At 64.6% G+C, this 14,630-nt stretch carries 10 protein-coding genes; 4 read left to right on the top strand and 6 right to left on the bottom strand.

Annotated elements, in window-relative coordinates; genetic code table 11:
* Positions 1-22 precede the first annotated feature (22 nt).
* On the bottom strand, positions 23-871 hold the full coding sequence (locus EET67_RS03880) for a LysR family transcriptional regulator (RefSeq protein WP_128624910.1): 849 nt from the start codon (positions 869-871) through the stop codon (positions 23-25).
* 100 nt (positions 872-971) lie between these two features.
* Between EET67_RS03880 and EET67_RS03875 the strand changes: the two genes are divergently transcribed.
* Positions 972-1,340, top strand: coding sequence for a DUF488 domain-containing protein (locus EET67_RS03875; RefSeq protein ID WP_128624909.1), 369 nt, complete (start codon positions 972-974; stop codon positions 1,338-1,340).
* A 49-nt stretch (positions 1,341-1,389) separates the two neighbouring features.
* On the opposite strand, the gene EET67_RS03870 is transcribed toward EET67_RS03875, so the two are convergent.
* On the bottom strand, positions 1,390-1,956 hold the full coding sequence (locus EET67_RS03870; protein WP_128624908.1) for a peroxidase-related enzyme: 567 nt from the start codon (positions 1,954-1,956) through the stop codon (positions 1,390-1,392).
* Positions 1,957-2,072: 116 nt separating this feature from the next.
* Between EET67_RS03870 and EET67_RS03865 the strand changes: the two genes are divergently transcribed.
* Together EET67_RS03865 and EET67_RS03860 are read left to right on the top strand one after the other, a co-directional pair.
* Complete coding sequence (locus tag EET67_RS03865; protein WP_128624907.1) at positions 2,073-6,863, top strand: NAD-glutamate dehydrogenase; 4,791 nt, start codon at positions 2,073-2,075, stop codon at positions 6,861-6,863.
* Positions 6,864-6,958: 95 nt separating this feature from the next.
* Positions 6,959-8,284, top strand: coding sequence for an MFS transporter (locus tag EET67_RS03860; protein WP_128625091.1), 1,326 nt, complete (start codon positions 6,959-6,961; stop codon positions 8,282-8,284).
* Between the two features lie 36 nt (positions 8,285-8,320).
* Here the strand turns inward: EET67_RS03860 and purH are convergent, their stop codons facing one another.
* The 4 genes from purH to htpX all read right to left on the bottom strand — a co-directional run bounded on the left by purH (position 8,321) and on the right by htpX (position 14,287).
* Positions 8,321-9,937, bottom strand: a complete 1,617-nt coding sequence (gene purH, locus EET67_RS03855) for a bifunctional phosphoribosylaminoimidazolecarboxamide formyltransferase/IMP cyclohydrolase (RefSeq protein WP_128624906.1) — start codon at positions 9,935-9,937, stop codon at positions 8,321-8,323.
* 107 nt (positions 9,938-10,044) lie between these two features.
* The gene (locus EET67_RS03850; protein ID WP_170313212.1) at positions 10,045-11,763 is read right to left on the bottom strand and encodes a heparinase II/III family protein; all 1,719 of its coding nucleotides are present in this window, start codon (positions 11,761-11,763) and stop codon (positions 10,045-10,047) included.
* A 116-nt stretch (positions 11,764-11,879) separates the two neighbouring features.
* Positions 11,880-13,280, bottom strand: coding sequence for an RsmB/NOP family class I SAM-dependent RNA methyltransferase (locus tag EET67_RS03845; RefSeq protein ID WP_128624904.1), 1,401 nt, complete (start codon positions 13,278-13,280; stop codon positions 11,880-11,882).
* Positions 13,271-14,287 carry a zinc metalloprotease HtpX gene (gene htpX, locus EET67_RS03840; RefSeq protein ID WP_128624903.1) on the bottom strand — a complete coding sequence of 339 codons (1,017 nt, stop codon included), beginning with the start codon at positions 14,285-14,287 and terminating at the stop codon, positions 13,271-13,273. The genes EET67_RS03845 and htpX overlap by 10 nt, the downstream gene beginning before the upstream one ends.
* A gap of 109 nt (positions 14,288-14,396) precedes the next feature.
* Here htpX and EET67_RS03835 point away from each other — a divergent pair, with 109 nt between their 5' ends.
* A complete protein-coding gene (locus tag EET67_RS03835; protein ID WP_210211092.1) occupies positions 14,397-14,615 on the top strand; it encodes a DUF1674 domain-containing protein in 219 nt (72 codons plus the stop codon).
* Positions 14,616-14,630 lie beyond the last annotated feature (15 nt).

Below are 14,630 nucleotides of genomic sequence, written 5' to 3'. Positions count from 1 at the left end.
CCTTCAACGAGAAGCGAGGCCATCAGGCCTCGCCTTCCGACACCGCGTGCAAACCGGCAAGTGCTGCGTTGAGCAGCGCTTCGTCGAGCCCTGTCGAGTGAACAGCATAGATCGGATAGGAGAATTGCGGCATTCCGGCCACGAGATGCAGCCGCCCGGTCTCCAGATATTTCTGCACCACGCGCATCCGGAAATAGCCGGAGCCGCCATTGGCAAGGATATAGTCCAGCGCCAGCGGCCCGAGCGCCACCGAAAGGCCGGGATTGCTGGCATCCGGGAAGGTCCGCGCATGGTGAAGCGCAAAATCCGGGCCCCAATCGACATAGACATAGTCTGCGCCGCCGACCGGACCCGGATTGGGACTGCTGCTGACAAGCACCAGCTTCTCTTCCATGATCAGGTCGATCTTGAGGCCGGGCCTGTGCTGCGGCGCATAGACGATGGCGATGTCCACCAGCCCCTCCGCCACCTGGCTGATCAGGTCGCGCCGCAAATCCACCTGCACCCGCAGCGCCACATCGGCCATCGAGCGGCGCATCCACACCACCCAGTCGAGCAGCAGCGGCTGCCACAGGCTGAGCTCTCCGCCCACCGCCAGCACCGTGCTATGACCGGCCGGCACCGCCACCTGGTGGCGCGCCCGCTCCCACAGCAGCAGGAAGGTCGGCGCATAGCGAAGGAACTGTTCGCCGGCCGGCGTCAGCGAGGCCCCGGTCTTGTTGCGCACGAAAAGCGGCCGCCCGATGCGCTCCTCCAATATGCGGATACGCGAACTGACCGTGGTCTGGGCGACGTTCAGGCGCTCGGCCGCCCGGATGAAGCTGCCGGCCGATACGATTTCCAAGAATGTCCTGGCGAGTTCGGTATCCATATGCGTTGCCTAGCATAAAAAATGCACTCAATACGCTGCTAATTTCGTTTGACCGCACCATCCGTTTCGACCCTATTATCGGCAGCGGAGACGAGGCGCGATGAGCAGGAACATCCCGGCCGACAATATCAAGGTGAAACGGGCCTATGAACCGCCCTCCCCGCAGGACGGCGAGCGCATTCTGGTCGATCGCCTGTGGCCACGCGGCATCAGCAAGGACGACGCCAAACTCGAACTCTGGATGAAGGAGATTTCGCCCAGCAACGAGTTGCGCAAATGGTACAACCACGATGCTTCCCGCCAGGACGAGTTCCGCCGCCGCTATGCCGAGGAGTTGAAGGCGCATCAGGATCTTGTCGAGGACCTGCGCGAACGGGCACGCAAAGGTCCCGTCACGCTGGTCTATTCGGCAAAGGACGAAACCCTCAACAACGCGATCGTGCTGCGCGACCTGCTGCTCGACCGGTAGAACATGATCCCGACCGAAGATTCGCATCAGCGAAAAATGGAACCGGTTCTCAGCGCGCCATGGCGTGATATTCGGCATTCGGGCGCATGTCGATGGCCGATGCCAGCCGGTTCGACATGTTGAAGAAGGCGGCGGTGGAGGCAATGTCCCAGATGTCGCGGTCGCTGAAGCCTGCCTTGCGCAGCGCCTCGCGGTCCTCCTCCACCATCTTGGCCGGTTCTTCCGTCATCTTGACGGCGAATTCGAGCATCGCCCGTTGCCTCGGCGTCAGTTCGGCGGCGCGGAAATTCATCACCATCATCTCGCCCAGCGCCGGATCGCCGGAGAGCTGGCGCACCGCCGCGCCATGCGCCGTCAGGCAATAATAGCAGTGGTTGATGCTGGACACCGCGACCGCGATCATCTCGCGCTCCAGCTTGCTCAGGCCGGAATCGCCCAGCATCAGGTCGTTATACATGTCGGTGAAGGCGCGCAGCTTTTTCTCGTCGAACGCATAGGACAGGAGTACATTCGGGATCAGCCCCAGCTTCTCCTGGCATTTGGCGAAATAGGCCTTCGTCGGCTCGCTGAGATTTTCCGCCGGCGGCAGGTCGAGCGCCGTAATTCTGTCGTTCATGAGCGTCATTTCCCTTTCATGCAAAGTTCGCATTTTGCCTTCGATGTCGTGTCGCGAAACACGATGCATCTGCTACGATAGCCATAAAAGCATGTGACGGGGGAGATTTGATCGTCATGCCATCCAATCTGAAAGCAAAATCAGCGGCAGGGAAATCATTCTCCTCGCCGAAGCTTGGCGAAAAACCGCCGCGGCTGGCTGACTATCTGCTTGCACGGGCGCCGGATGAAGACGTCAATGCCTATGATCCCGCCTCGCTGGCCAAGGCGGCCGAATTGGCCGAACAGGCGCTCGCCGGGCATCGCAAGGGCGAGAGCGTCATCGCCATCGATCGTAACGCCGGTGTGAGCTTTGACGGCCGCCCGCTCACCGTCGTCACCGTCGTCAACGACAACATGCCGTTCCTGTTCGATTCGGTCCTCGGCGAGATCACCGAAACGGCCGGCGAGGCAAGCTTCGTCACCCATCCCGTCCTTGCGGTGCGCCACGGCAGGAACGGGGTCGAAGAAATCCTCGGCGAGGGCGGCTCTGTCAAAATCGATCACGGGGCGAACCGGGTCAGCGTCATCCATGTCCACATCAGATCGCTGACAGATGATCAGGCCCGGGGCCTGAAGGAAAGGCTGCAGCGCGTCGTCGGCCAGGTCCGCGCCGCCGTCACCGAATGGAAACCGATGCTGGCGCGCCTCGATCAGGCCATTTCGGAATACCGTTACGCGCCGCTGCCGCTGCAAAAGGATGCGGTGGCCGAAGCCATCGCCTTCCTGGAATGGCTGCGCGACGACAATTTCACCTTCCTCGGCATGCGCGAATTCCGCTATTCGGGCGGCGAGAAAAGCGGCACGCTCAACCGCGTCGACAAACCCGGCCTTGGCATACTGGCCGATTCCAGTGTGCTGGTGCTGCGCCGCGAGGCCGAGCCCGACAACCGCACCACGCCCGAAATCCGGGCCTTCCTTCATGGCCCCGATCCGCTCATCGTCACCAAGGCCAACGCCAAGTCGCTGGTGCACCGGCGCGCCTATCTCGACTATGTCGGCGTCAAGACCTATGACGCCAAGGGCGCGCTGCTGGGCGAATTGCGCATCGTCGGCCTGTTCACCTCCACCGCCTATACGCGCTCGGTCGCCAAGATCCCTTATCTGCGGTCCAAGGTGAATACGGTCGTCGCCAAATCCGGCTTCGATCCTGCCGACCATTCCGGCAAAGCACTGATCAGCGTGCTGGAATCCTATCCGCGCGACGAGCTGTTCCAGATCGCCACACCGACCCTGCGCAAGCATGCCGAAGCCATTCTCGGCCTCATCGAGCGGCCGCGCGTGCGTGCGCTCGTGCGCGTCGACCAGTTCGACCGCTTCGTCTCGGTGCTGGTTTTCGTGCCGCGCGACCGCTACGACAGCGTCGTGCGCGAACGCATCGGCGACTATCTGAAGACGGTATTCGACGGTCGCCTTTCCGCCTATTATCCGGCCTTCCCCGAAGGCGGCCTGGCGCGCGTCCACTTCATCATCGGCCGTTCCGGCGGCAAGACACCGAAGGTCGAGCAGAAGGCGATCGAGGCCGCGCTCCGCGACATTGTCCGCACCTGGGAGGATGCGCTGGCAGAGGCTGCATCCGCCTCCGGGATCGATGCCGGCCTCGCCGCAATAGCCTCGCGTTTTCCCGAAAGCTATCGCGGCAGCTTTTCGCCATCCGTCGCCCTTGTCGATGCCCGCGAGATTGCCGGCATCGATGCCCAGCATCCCATCTCCGTCGACTATTATCGCGATGTCGCCCAGACCACCGAACAGGCGTCACTTAAAATCTACCATCACGGCACACCGGTCGCCCTGTCGCGGCGCGTGCCGATCCTGGAACATATGGGCTTTAGGGTGATCAGCGAGCGCACCTTCGAGGTCAGCGACGCCGACGGCAATCCGGTCTTCATCCACGACATGGAGCTTGAAAGCGCCTTTGGCCGGGCGATCGACCTTGCCGATGGCGGCGCCTTGTTCGAGGAGGTGTTCCTGTCCGTCTGGCATGGCGATGCCGACAATGACGGCTACAATGCGCTGGCGCAGACGGCCGCCCTGCCCTCTTCTTCCATCGGCATATTGCGCGCCTATGGGCGCTATCTGCAGCAGGCTGGCATTCCGCAAAGCCAGGATTTCATCGCCGCTGCCCTCAATCGCTATCCGCAGATCGCGCATGCTCTGTTCGATCTCTTCGTTGCCCGCTTCGATCCTGCCGCGCAGGCACAAGGAGAGGTCACCAGCAAGCATCTTAAGGCGGCAATCAAGGATGCGCTCGAGGCGGTGCCCAATATCGACGACGACACCATCATCCGCCGCTACCTCAACCTCATCGACTCCTCGCTGCGCACCAATCATTTCGTTCCCGAAACGGAAAAGAAGGGCCAGTCGCTCGCCATCAAACTCGATTCACGCAGCATCACCGGCCTGCCGGAGCCACGGCCATGGCGGGAGATTTTCGTCTATGGCTCGGAGGTCGAAGGCGTGCATCTGCGCTTCGGCCCGGTGGCGCGCGGCGGCTTGCGCTGGTCGGATCGCGCTCAGGACTACCGCACCGAAGTGCTCGGGCTGGTCAAGGCGCAGCAGGTCAAGAACGCCGTCATAGTGCCGGTCGGTGCAAAGGGCGGCTTCTTCCCCAAACGCCCGCCTGTTGGCGGCAGCCGCGAGGCAGTGTTCGAGGCCGGCAAGAAGGCCTATGTCAATTTCGTCTCCAGCCTGCTTTCGGTCACCGACAATCTCGATGGTGATCGCGTCGTCACGCCGGAGCATGTGGTCCGCCACGACAACGACGATCCCTATTTCGTCGTCGCCGCCGACAAGGGCACCGCAACCTTTTCCGACACCGCCAACGCCATCAGCCAGGCGCATGATTTCTGGCTCGACGATGCCTTCGCCAGCGGCGGCTCGGCCGGTTACGACCATAAGAAGATGGGCATCACCGCAAGGGGCGGCTGGGAGGCGGTCAAGCGGCATTTTCGCGAGATGAACCGCGACATCCAGACCGAGCCTTTCACGGTGGTCGGCGTCGGCGACATGTCGGGCGACGTTTTCGGCAACGGCATGCTGCTTTCGCCGGCAACCAAACTGATTGCCGCCTTCGACCATCGCGACATCTTCATCGACCCTGATCCGGACGCTGCCGGCTCCTTTGCCGAGCGCAAGCGGCTGTTCGAGTTGCCGCGTTCGAGCTGGCAGGACTACGACAAGTCGAAGCTTTCGCCCAGTGGCCTGATCGTGTCGCGCAGCCAGAAATCGGTGACCCTTCCGGCAGCGGCGGCCGCCGCGATCGGCCTCGACAAGACCGTTGCCTCGCCCGCCGAGATCATGCGTGCGGTGCTGACGGCGCCCGTCGACCTGCTCTGGTTCGGCGGCATCGGCACCTATGTGAAGGCAAGCGGCGAGGCCAATCCGGAGGTCGGCGACCGCGCCAACGATTCCATCCGCGTCAACGCCGCCGACTTGCGCGTCAGGGTCGTCGGCGAAGGCGCCAATCTCGGCGTCACCCAGCGCGCGCGTATCGAATTCGGCCTAGCCGGCGGCGCCATCAACTCCGACGCCATCGACAATTCGGGCGGCGTCAACTCGTCAGACGTCGAGGTCAATATCAAGATTGCGCTGGCCTCGGCCATGCGCAAGGCAACGCTCACCCATCCGAACCGCAACAGGCTCTTGGCGGACATGACCGACGAGGTCGCCGCACTGGTTCTTGCCAATAATTATCAGCAGACGCTGGCGCTTTCGCTGCAGCGCAAGCGCGGCCTGGCCGACCTCGCCCATCAGGCCCGCTTCATCGCAGCGCTTGAGGCGCGCGGCCTGCTCGACCGCGCGGTCGAGACGCTGCCCTCCGCAACCGCATTCGCCGAACGCGAGGCGCGCGGCGAGCCGCTGACCCGGGCCGAGCTCGGCGTGCTGCTTGCTTATGCCAAGATCGTGCTGTTTTCCGACATCGTCACCAGCAGCCTGCTCGACGATCCGCATTTCGCGCATGACCTCAGCAGCTACTTCCCCGAAAAGATGGCGAAGAAATACGCCGCCGAAATCGCCGGCCATCGGCTGCGGCGCGAGATCATCGCGCGCGTGACGGCCAATGAGGTGGTCAATCGCGGCGGGCCGTCCTTCGTCAACCGCCTGCAGGAGGCGACCGGGCGCACCGCCTCCGATGTGGTCAGGGCATTCGTGGTGGTGCGGGCCGGTTTCGACCTGCCTGCGCTTTACCGCGACATCGATGCGCTGGACAACCGCGTGGACGGGCAGGTGCAGCTTGATCTCTATCAGGCGGTCGGCCGGCTGATCTTCGTCACCAGCGGCTGGTTCCTGCGCAACGATACCGGTGGCGGCGCGGTCGATGAGCGGATCGCCGAACTGGTCGAAGCCCGCAAGGCGCTGGAGCCGAAGCTGGGCTCCCTGCTGCCCGCCTTCAACAAGGCCGCACTTGAAGAGCGGCGGCAGAGCTTCCTTGCCGCCGGCGCGCCGGAGGGCCTTGCCACGCGGCTTGCCCTGACCGACGTGGCCGAACTCATTCCCGACATTGCGTTGGTCGCCAAGACCGCGGGGGCTGAAATCACCCTCGCCGCCCGCGCCTTCTTCGCCGTCAGCGACGCCTTCCGCATCGCGCGGATAGAAGAGGCCGCCCGCGCGATCATGCCGTCGGATTACTATGACGGGCTGGCGCTATCTCGCGCCACCGACGTGATCGATGCGGCACGCCGGGGCATTGCCATATCGGCGCTGACCGGCTTTGCCAAATCCGCCGATCCGGTGGCTGCCTGGCTGGAAGCCGGCGGCGAACGCATTGCGCGCATCCGCGAGCGCCTGCAGGGGCTGACCGAGGGCGGCGACATCACCGTGTCGCGCCTGTCGGTCGCCGCCGGCCTGATGAGCGATCTCTCGGTTTGAGACCGGACCCGCAAAAGACCGCCGCGCCTCCTGCCGAAGCGGCGGTCCCCTCCGGATCGCCCGGCACGGCCTCGCGCGCCGGCATCTGGGGCTGGATGTTCTTCGACTGGGCAGCCCAGCCCTTCTTCACCGTGGTCACCACCTTCATCTTCGGCCCCTATGTCGTGTCGCGCATGGCAACCGACCCCGCCATGGGCCAGGCCGCCTGGGGCTATGGGCTGGCCATCGCCGGCTTTGCCATCGCGCTCCTGTCGCCGGTGCTCGGCTCCATCGCCGACCAGACCGGCCCGCGCAAACCGTGGATCGCCTTCTTCGCGGTCATCAAGATCGCCTGCCTCAGTGCGCTGTGGTTTGCGGCTCCGGGTTCACCGCTGCTACCGGTCATCCTTCTGTTCTCGCTGGCTTCGGTCGCCGCCGAATTCTCCGTCGTCTTCAACGATTCCATGATGCCCCGACTGGTGTCGAAAGCGCAGATCGGCCGGATCTCCAACATCGCCTGGGGCCTCGGTTATCTCGGCGGCATGATCGTGCTGATCTTTGTGGTGGCGCTCATGGCCGGCTCGCCCGAGACGGGGCGGACGATCATCGGCACGGAGCCGTTGTTCGGGCTCGATCCCAGGCTCGGCGAGGACGCCCGTGCGACCGGGCCGCTCTCGGCACTGTGGTATCTGGTCTTCATCCTGCCGATGTTCCTGTTCACCCCCGACAGCGGCAAGGGCATGCGACTCCTGCCGGCGGTTCGCCAAGGCCTGGCCGAGCTGAAGTCCAGCTTCGGGGAGGTGAGAAGACGCAGCGGCATCTTGCGTTTCCTCATTGCGCGCATGGTCTATCAGGATGGCGTCAACGCGCTGCTCGGCCTCGGCGGCGTGTTTGCTGCGGCCATGTTCGGTTGGTCGATCACCGAAATCGGCGTCTTCGGCATCATCCTCAATGTCGTGGCGATCTTCGGCTGCCTCGTCGCCAGCCGGCTCGACACCGGCCTCGGCTCCAAATCCGTGGTGATGATCTCGCTGGTGCTGCTGTGCGTGGCCACTTTCGGCATCGTCTCGACCGGACCCGGCTTCACGCTGTTCGGCCTGTTCCCACTGCCGGGCGCGGATTCGGGCGGGCTGTTCGGCACACCGGCCGAAAAGGCCTATATAATTTTCGGCCTGCTGATCGGCATTGCCTTCGGGCCGGTGCAGGCCTCATCGCGTTCGTACCTCGCCCGAAGCGTCTCGGCCGACGAGGCCGGCCGCTATTTCGGCATCTATGCGCTGGCTGGGCGCGTCACCAGCTTTGCAGCGCCGTTCGTAGTCGCCACCGTCACCGCTGCCTCGGGCTCGATGCGCCTCGGCATGGCCACCATCCTGCTTTTCCTGCTGGGCGGCATGGCGATCCTGTGGCCGACGCCCTATCCGGCCGACAAGGCGCGGCGCTGATCTTTACCCTCCCCCTTGGGGGGAGGGTACGATCGGTCAGTGCCGGAAATGCCGCACCCCGGTGAACACCATGGCGATGCCATGCTCGTCGGCTGCGGCGATCACATCCTCGTCGCGCATCGATCCGCCCGGCTGGATGACGGCGGTGGCGCCGGCCTCGACCGCCGACAAAAGCCCGTCGGCGAAGGGGAAGAACGCATCCGACGCCACGACCGACCCCTTGGTCAGCGGCTCCGCTAGCCCCGCGGCCTCGGCGGCATCCTGCGCCTTGCGCGCCGCGATACGGGCCGAATCCACACGGCTCATCTGGCCCGCGCCGACGCCGACCGTGGCAAGATCCTTGGCATAGACGATGGCATTGGATTTGACGTGCTTTGCAACCCGGAAGGCGAATTTCAGATCCGCCATCTCCTGCGCCGACGGCGCCCGCTTGGTCACCACCTTCAGTTCCAGATCGCCGACGACAGCGTTGTCGCGGCCCTGCACCAAAAGGCCGCCGGCCACCGACTTGACCAGAAGCCCGGATTTGCGCGGGTCCGGCAGGCCGCCGGTCACCAGCAGGCGCAGATTCTTCTTGGCCGCGATGATCGCCTGCGCCTCTTCCGAAGCTTCCGGCGCGATGATGACCTCGGTGAAGGTCTTGACGATTTCCTCCGCCGCCTCGGCATCGAGCAGCCGGTTGACGGCGACGATGCCGCCAAAGGCCGAGACGGGATCGCAGGCCAGCGCCTTCAGATAGGCTTGGCGCAGATCCGCAGCTTCGGCCACGCCGCAGGGATTGGCATGCTTGATGATGGCGACCGCCGCTCCTTGCGCCGGGTCGAACTCGCCGACCAGTTCGAAGGCAGCATCGGTATCATTGATATTGTTGTAGGAAAGCAGCTTGCCCTGCAATTGTCGCGCGGTGGCGACACCCGGCCGCTCCTCGCCGGTGACGTAGAAGCCCGCCGTCTGATGCGGGTTCTCGCCATAGCGCATGACGCTTTCGAGCCTGCCGCCAAAGGCGCGCCAGGCCGGCTGTTCAATGTCGAGCGCTTCGGCAAACCAGCCCGAGATCGCCGCATCATAGGCGGCGGTGCGCGCAAACGCCTTGGCGGCGAGCTTCTGGCGGAATTCCAGAGACAGGCTGCCGGTGTTCATCTCCAGCGCATTGAGCACGGCGGCATAGTCTTCCGGATCGGTCACCACCGCGACATAGGCGTGGTTCTTGGCGGACGCTCGCACCATGGCCGGGCCGCCAATGTCGATATTTTCCACGATCGACGCATAGTCCGCGCCGGAGCGGCGCACCTCCTCGAACGGATAGAGATTGACCACGAGCAGGTCGATCGGTGCGATATTGTGCTCGCGCATCGCCTGCGCATGTTCCGGATCGTCGCGCACGCCAAGTAGCGCGCCATGCACGGAAGGATGCAGCGTCTTGACGCGGCCGTCCATGATTTCAGGAAAGCCGGTCAGTTCCGACACGTCGCGCACCGCAATGCCGGCCGCGGCAATCGCCTTGGCGGTTCCCCCAGTCGAGACCAGTTCCACCCCTGCCCCGGCAAGCGCCTGCGCAAATTCGATTAGCCCGGTCTTGTCGGAAACCGACAGCAGTGCGCGGCGCACGGAAACGAGGTCGGGAGCGGGAATCTTCTTGGCGGGGACGGCCATCCTGCTTGTCCTTCATGATGTCGAGAGGGTGCGTGCGGCCTATCACAGCGCATTGGGAAATCAAAGGCCGTAGGTCTACAGTCTCGAGTGACGGACCGACTTAATCGTCAGTTCCCATACGCTTGCCCGTTTCGCGGCATGCGCTTGAACTCCCAATGGACCACGGGCGTTTGCGAGGCTTTGAAGGACAGGACGATCTGGCGGCTGCGGCGAGGACCGCCTAGGCCGGCGAAGAAGATCGATTCCTCGATTTCCGGCCTGACCTCCTCGCAGTCCATCACCCACGCGTCGGCTTCTTGCGAGGCAAGCACCATCCGGCCGCTATCGTTGCGGAAAAGCTCGATGTCGGGATGCACGTGGAAGCGGATCGTCACCAGATCCTGGCCATTGTCCAGCGGCCGTGCGCCACCGGAACGGACGAAACGGTCCAGGCCGCTCAGAATGGCACCCTCTGCCGAAAGCGACAATTCCCGCTCATGATAGATGCCGAAGCGCGCGACATAGCCGTCGTGACTGGCAACGAAACCCTGCACGCCCTTTTCGTCGGTTCGCTCGCAGGGAACATGGCGGGGGCCACCCAATAGCGGCGAGCCCAGCAATCCGTTGACGCGGGCCGAATGGGTGAAGCGGGCCGAAGATGTATCGTTGAGACAGGCGGTGGAATGAGCCGCCGTGGCCCGGGCGAGCGGGCGAAACTCCTCCGCGCCATAGGCATCGACGCCGGCATTGACAATATAATGCTGCCGCCCGCTGGACATTTCGAAGGACAGGCATCCGGCATGCGCCTTGTCGGAGACGTCGGTTGGTGGTGCGGCACCGGTATCGGCGATCACCGTGGTGTCGCCCATCGACAGCCGCTCATAGCCCGAATGCGGCGCATGCAGCAGCGGCGCGCCGACCGTATCGTCATGGCGCATGATTGCCGCGATACGGTCGTGGATGGTCACCCCCATGCCGTTGAAGCGGGCGATGCTGCCATCCTGATGACGAAAGAAGCGCAGTGCCGGCAGCATGCGCTCGACCGCGCCGATCAGCGCCTCGGGCGGCGTCTCGGCCTGGTTGGTGTAGGTCTGGCGCAGGGGCAGGAGGTCGGCCAGAAGTTCCAGCACCACCATCGGGTTGCGTGAGATATGGCCGCCATCCGGCAATATCTGCCGGTCGAGTTCCTCGGCAAGGTGGCGGCTGGCGCTGCGCAACGCGGAAGGCGCGGCCGGCAGCGATAGCGCCGCAAAGGCAAGCGCGATGCGCGTGCGCAGCCGGTCTTCGCCATCCGGCATTTCATGCGCCATGGAGCGCAGGTAGCGGATCTGCAGCGCCAACGATTTCAGATAGGCGCGGTAGAAGGGAAACTCCGCGCCCTGCAGCACCACGGAAGAATGCTGCAGCCAGGCGATGATGCGCCTGGCGGTGATTGCCGGCTCCCAGGCGACACCGGCGATGCGACCGCCATTGGTGGTGATCCAGTCCGAGACCAGCGCGCGGGCATTGGCTGCGGCAAGGTCGGTGCCGGCGGCGCGCATATGGCGCAGCCAGCGAAACCCGTGCAGCGAGCGCTGCCAGCCGCGATTGGCGACCTCGATCTGGAACGGCGATTGGCCACCGGTCTCCACGACATGGCCGGAAAGCGGATAGCGGCCATAATAGATTTCCAGTGCAATCTGCTGGTCGGCGAGCCTCAGATCAGGCGGCGCGATCAGCACCCGTTCGGGCGTGCGGCCGGTATAGCGCCATCTGTACACTGGTCCCGCGCGCAGGCGGCGCCGGGTCTTGCGCCAGATCTCCTTGGCGACGAGCGTCCAGAGACGCGCGGTGTTGCCCGCGGCCATCGACACGAAATACCCTCCAAAAAAACAAAGCCCGCCGCCAATAAGCTTATATGATTCAAGACTCTATGCGAAGGCGGATTTTCGCAGGGCGGCCTTGACCGGAAAATCGGCCGCTTTCAGTTTGCCCGCCGCATCCGGGCGGCAAAGAAACCGTCCAGTCCCGAAATTTCGGGCCGACCCATATCCATGTCGGCCGGCGTGGTACGAAGCGTGCCGCGCGGCGTCAGGAAAGCATCGGCAGCGACGATCTCGCCCGGCTGCACCGGGTCATCGATCACATCGGTTGTGGCCGCCAGGAAAGCCTCATGCAGCACTTCGCCCTCAAGCGGATCGAGCGAGCAGTTGGAAAAGACGATGCGCCCGCCAGGCTTCACCAGAGTCACGGCGTGCTGCAGCATGCGGCGCTGCAGATTGGCCAGCGTCTCTATGTCCGCCGCCGATTTCGTCCATGGCACGTCGGGATGGCGGCGCACCGTGCCGGTCGAGGAACAGGGGGAGTCGAGTAGCACCGCGTCGAACAGCGCGGCCGGCTCGAACTTGAAGATGTCGGCATGGATGGCTTCGGCCCGCAGTCCGAGCCGGTCGAGATTTTCTTGCAGCCGCGCCAGCCTGTTCTTCGAACTGTCGAGCGCGGTCACCCGCGCCCCGGCCAGCGCCAGTTGCGCGGTCTTGCCGCCGGGCGCGGCGCACAGATCGGCGACATGCAGCCCAGCGACATCGCCAAGCAGCCGTGCCGGCAGGCTCGCCGCCGCGTCCTGCACCCACCATGCTCCTTCCTGATAGCCCGGCAGGTCCGGCACATTGGCTCCGAGGCGCTCGACCCGCACCGAACCGGTCGGCAGCACGATGCCGCCAAGCCTCTGCGCCCAGCCCTCCGGATCGGATTTCACCGAGAAATCGACCGGCGCCTCCAGCCTGTGCGCATCGAGAACGCGCCCTGCGACCGCCTCGCCATAGGCCGAGACCAGCCGTTCGCAAAACCAGTCGGGCGCATCCTGCGTGCGCGCCAGCACCACCGGCAGCGCCGCTTCCTTGCGGCGCGAAAGGGCACGCAGAACCCCATTGACCAGACCGGAAAACCGCGCCGTGCGCGGATCGGCCTTGGCATGGGTGACGGCGACGTCGACTGCCGCACTGTCGGGAATGTCGAGGAAAAGGATCTGGGCGGCTGCCACATGCAATAGATGCGCCAGCGCCGTCGCATTGGCCGGCAGCGGCCTTTCCAGCCGCGCTGAAATCAAAGCGTCGATGCTGCGCCGATAGCGCAGCGCTGTCACCAAAATGGCGCGCACCAACGCCCGGTCGCGCATGTCGAGCGCCAGGAACTGCGGATGGCCGTGGACATGGTCGGCCAGGCCGTCGAGCGAGGTCCGGGCATCGACGACCGCTGCGAGCAGCTTTGCGGCAGCCTTGCGCGCGGCAAGGCCGGGCACGTCAGGCCCGGCCGTGTCAGGAGCAGCCGTCTCTCTTTTCGGTCTGCTTGCGCGTTGCGGTCGCTGGTTCACCGTCACGACCATGGGCCCTTCGGCCCGGTCGGGTTGCGGCCCCACGGGCCGGGACGAGGCTTTGCCGGCTTGGCCTCGGCTTCGGGCCTCGCCGCATTTTCCCAAGGGCCGCCGGCTTGGGGCTGTTGCGGCTCATGCGGCGCAGACATGCCCTGCCCGCCTCCACCGCCACCGACGCCCTGCCGCGCCATATCCTGCAACGCGGCGATGCGATTTTCGGTGTTCGGATGCGTCGAAAACAGATTGTCCATGCGCTCGCCGGAAAGTGGATTGATGATGAAGAGATGCGCGGTCGCCGGGTTGCGCTCCGCGTCGGGGTTATGGATGCGTTCGGCGCTTCGCGCGATCTTGTCAAGGGCAGCGGCCAGCCAGAGCGGATTGCCGCAGATTTCGGCGCCGCGCCGGTCGGCGGAATATTCGCGCGTGCGGCTGATCGCCATCTGCACCAGCATGGCTGCGAAAGGCGCGACGATCATCGCCACCAGCACGCCGACGATGCCAAGCGGATTGTTGTTGTCGCGGTTGCCGCCGAAGAAGAAGGCGAAATTGCCGAGCATGGAGATCGCACCGGCAAGCGTAGCGGTGATCGTCATGGTCAGCGTGTCGCGGTTCTGCACATGCGCCAGTTCATGCGCCATCACCGCGGCGACCTCCTCATAGGACAGCCGGTCGAGCAGGCCGGTGGTGGCCGCGACCGCCGCATTCTGCGGGTTGCGCCCGGTCGCGAACGCATTGGGTTGCGGGTTGTCGATCAGATAGACCTTCGGCATCGGCAGGCCGGCGCGCGCGGCAAGGTCGCGCACGATCCCGTAATATTCGGGCGCGTTGCGCTCATCCACCTCGACTGCATGATGCATCCGCAGCACCATCTTGTCGGCGTTCCAGTAGCTGAACAGATTCATGCCGGCAGCGATCAGAAACGCGATCATCATGCCGCCCGAGCCGCCGATCAGATAGCCGACGCCCATGAACAGCGCCGTCATGGCCGCCAGCAGCATCGCGGTGCGAATGGTGTTCATCGTCCACTCCATCAGGCCGGCGAAGCGAGGGCTCGATCCGCACGGCAGGTTTCGCTATATGATGGGTAACAACCCGCCCGGTTTCAATCAGTTGCGCGCAGGAGACCACATGGCCGAAAGCAAATTCGAACAAGCCGGACAGGAGCAGCCGGAGCTTCGCAAACCCCTGTCCGCCGCAGCCCAGCGCGCGTTGCAGGAAGCCGAGGCGCGCCGCAAGGCCTATCTGGAGCTGGAGGCTGCCGTCCCTCGCGAAATCAGCGGTCGCGGCGGGCTCGAGCCAGTGCGCTATGGCGACTGGGAGATCAAGGGCCTCACCGCCGATTTCTGAGTAAGATCCGCCAAA

The organism is Borborobacter arsenicus (assembly GCF_003934165.1).
GTDB classification, from domain to species: domain Bacteria; phylum Pseudomonadota; class Alphaproteobacteria; order Rhizobiales; family Rhizobiaceae; genus Pseudaminobacter; species Pseudaminobacter arsenicus.
Note: the sequence above shows the minus strand (reverse complement) of the source record. Positions and strands in the feature narration are given on the sequence as shown.

Coding starts and splice junctions, on each gene's coding strand:
- EET67_RS03860 (WP_128625091.1), top strand. CDS start 6,959: ATGTTCTTCGACTGGGCAGCCCAGCCCTTCTTCACCGTGGTCACCACC.
- EET67_RS03870 (WP_128624908.1), bottom strand. CDS start 1,956: ATGAACGACAGAATTACGGCGCTCGACCTGCCGCCGGCGGAAAATCTC.
- EET67_RS03850 (WP_170313212.1), bottom strand. CDS start 11,763: ATGGCCGCGGGCAACACCGCGCGTCTCTGGACGCTCGTCGCCAAGGAG.
- EET67_RS03835 (WP_210211092.1), top strand. CDS start 14,397: ATGGCCGAAAGCAAATTCGAACAAGCCGGACAGGAGCAGCCGGAGCTT.
- purH (WP_128624906.1), bottom strand. CDS start 9,937: ATGGCCGTCCCCGCCAAGAAGATTCCCGCTCCCGACCTCGTTTCCGTG.
- htpX (WP_128624903.1), bottom strand. CDS start 14,287: ATGAACACCATTCGCACCGCGATGCTGCTGGCGGCCATGACGGCGCTG.
- EET67_RS03865 (WP_128624907.1), top strand. CDS start 2,073: ATGCCATCCAATCTGAAAGCAAAATCAGCGGCAGGGAAATCATTCTCC.
- EET67_RS03875 (WP_128624909.1), top strand. CDS start 972: ATGAGCAGGAACATCCCGGCCGACAATATCAAGGTGAAACGGGCCTAT.
- EET67_RS03880 (WP_128624910.1), bottom strand. CDS start 871: ATGGATACCGAACTCGCCAGGACATTCTTGGAAATCGTATCGGCCGGC.
- EET67_RS03845 (WP_128624904.1), bottom strand. CDS start 13,280: ATGGTCGTGACGGTGAACCAGCGACCGCAACGCGCAAGCAGACCGAAA.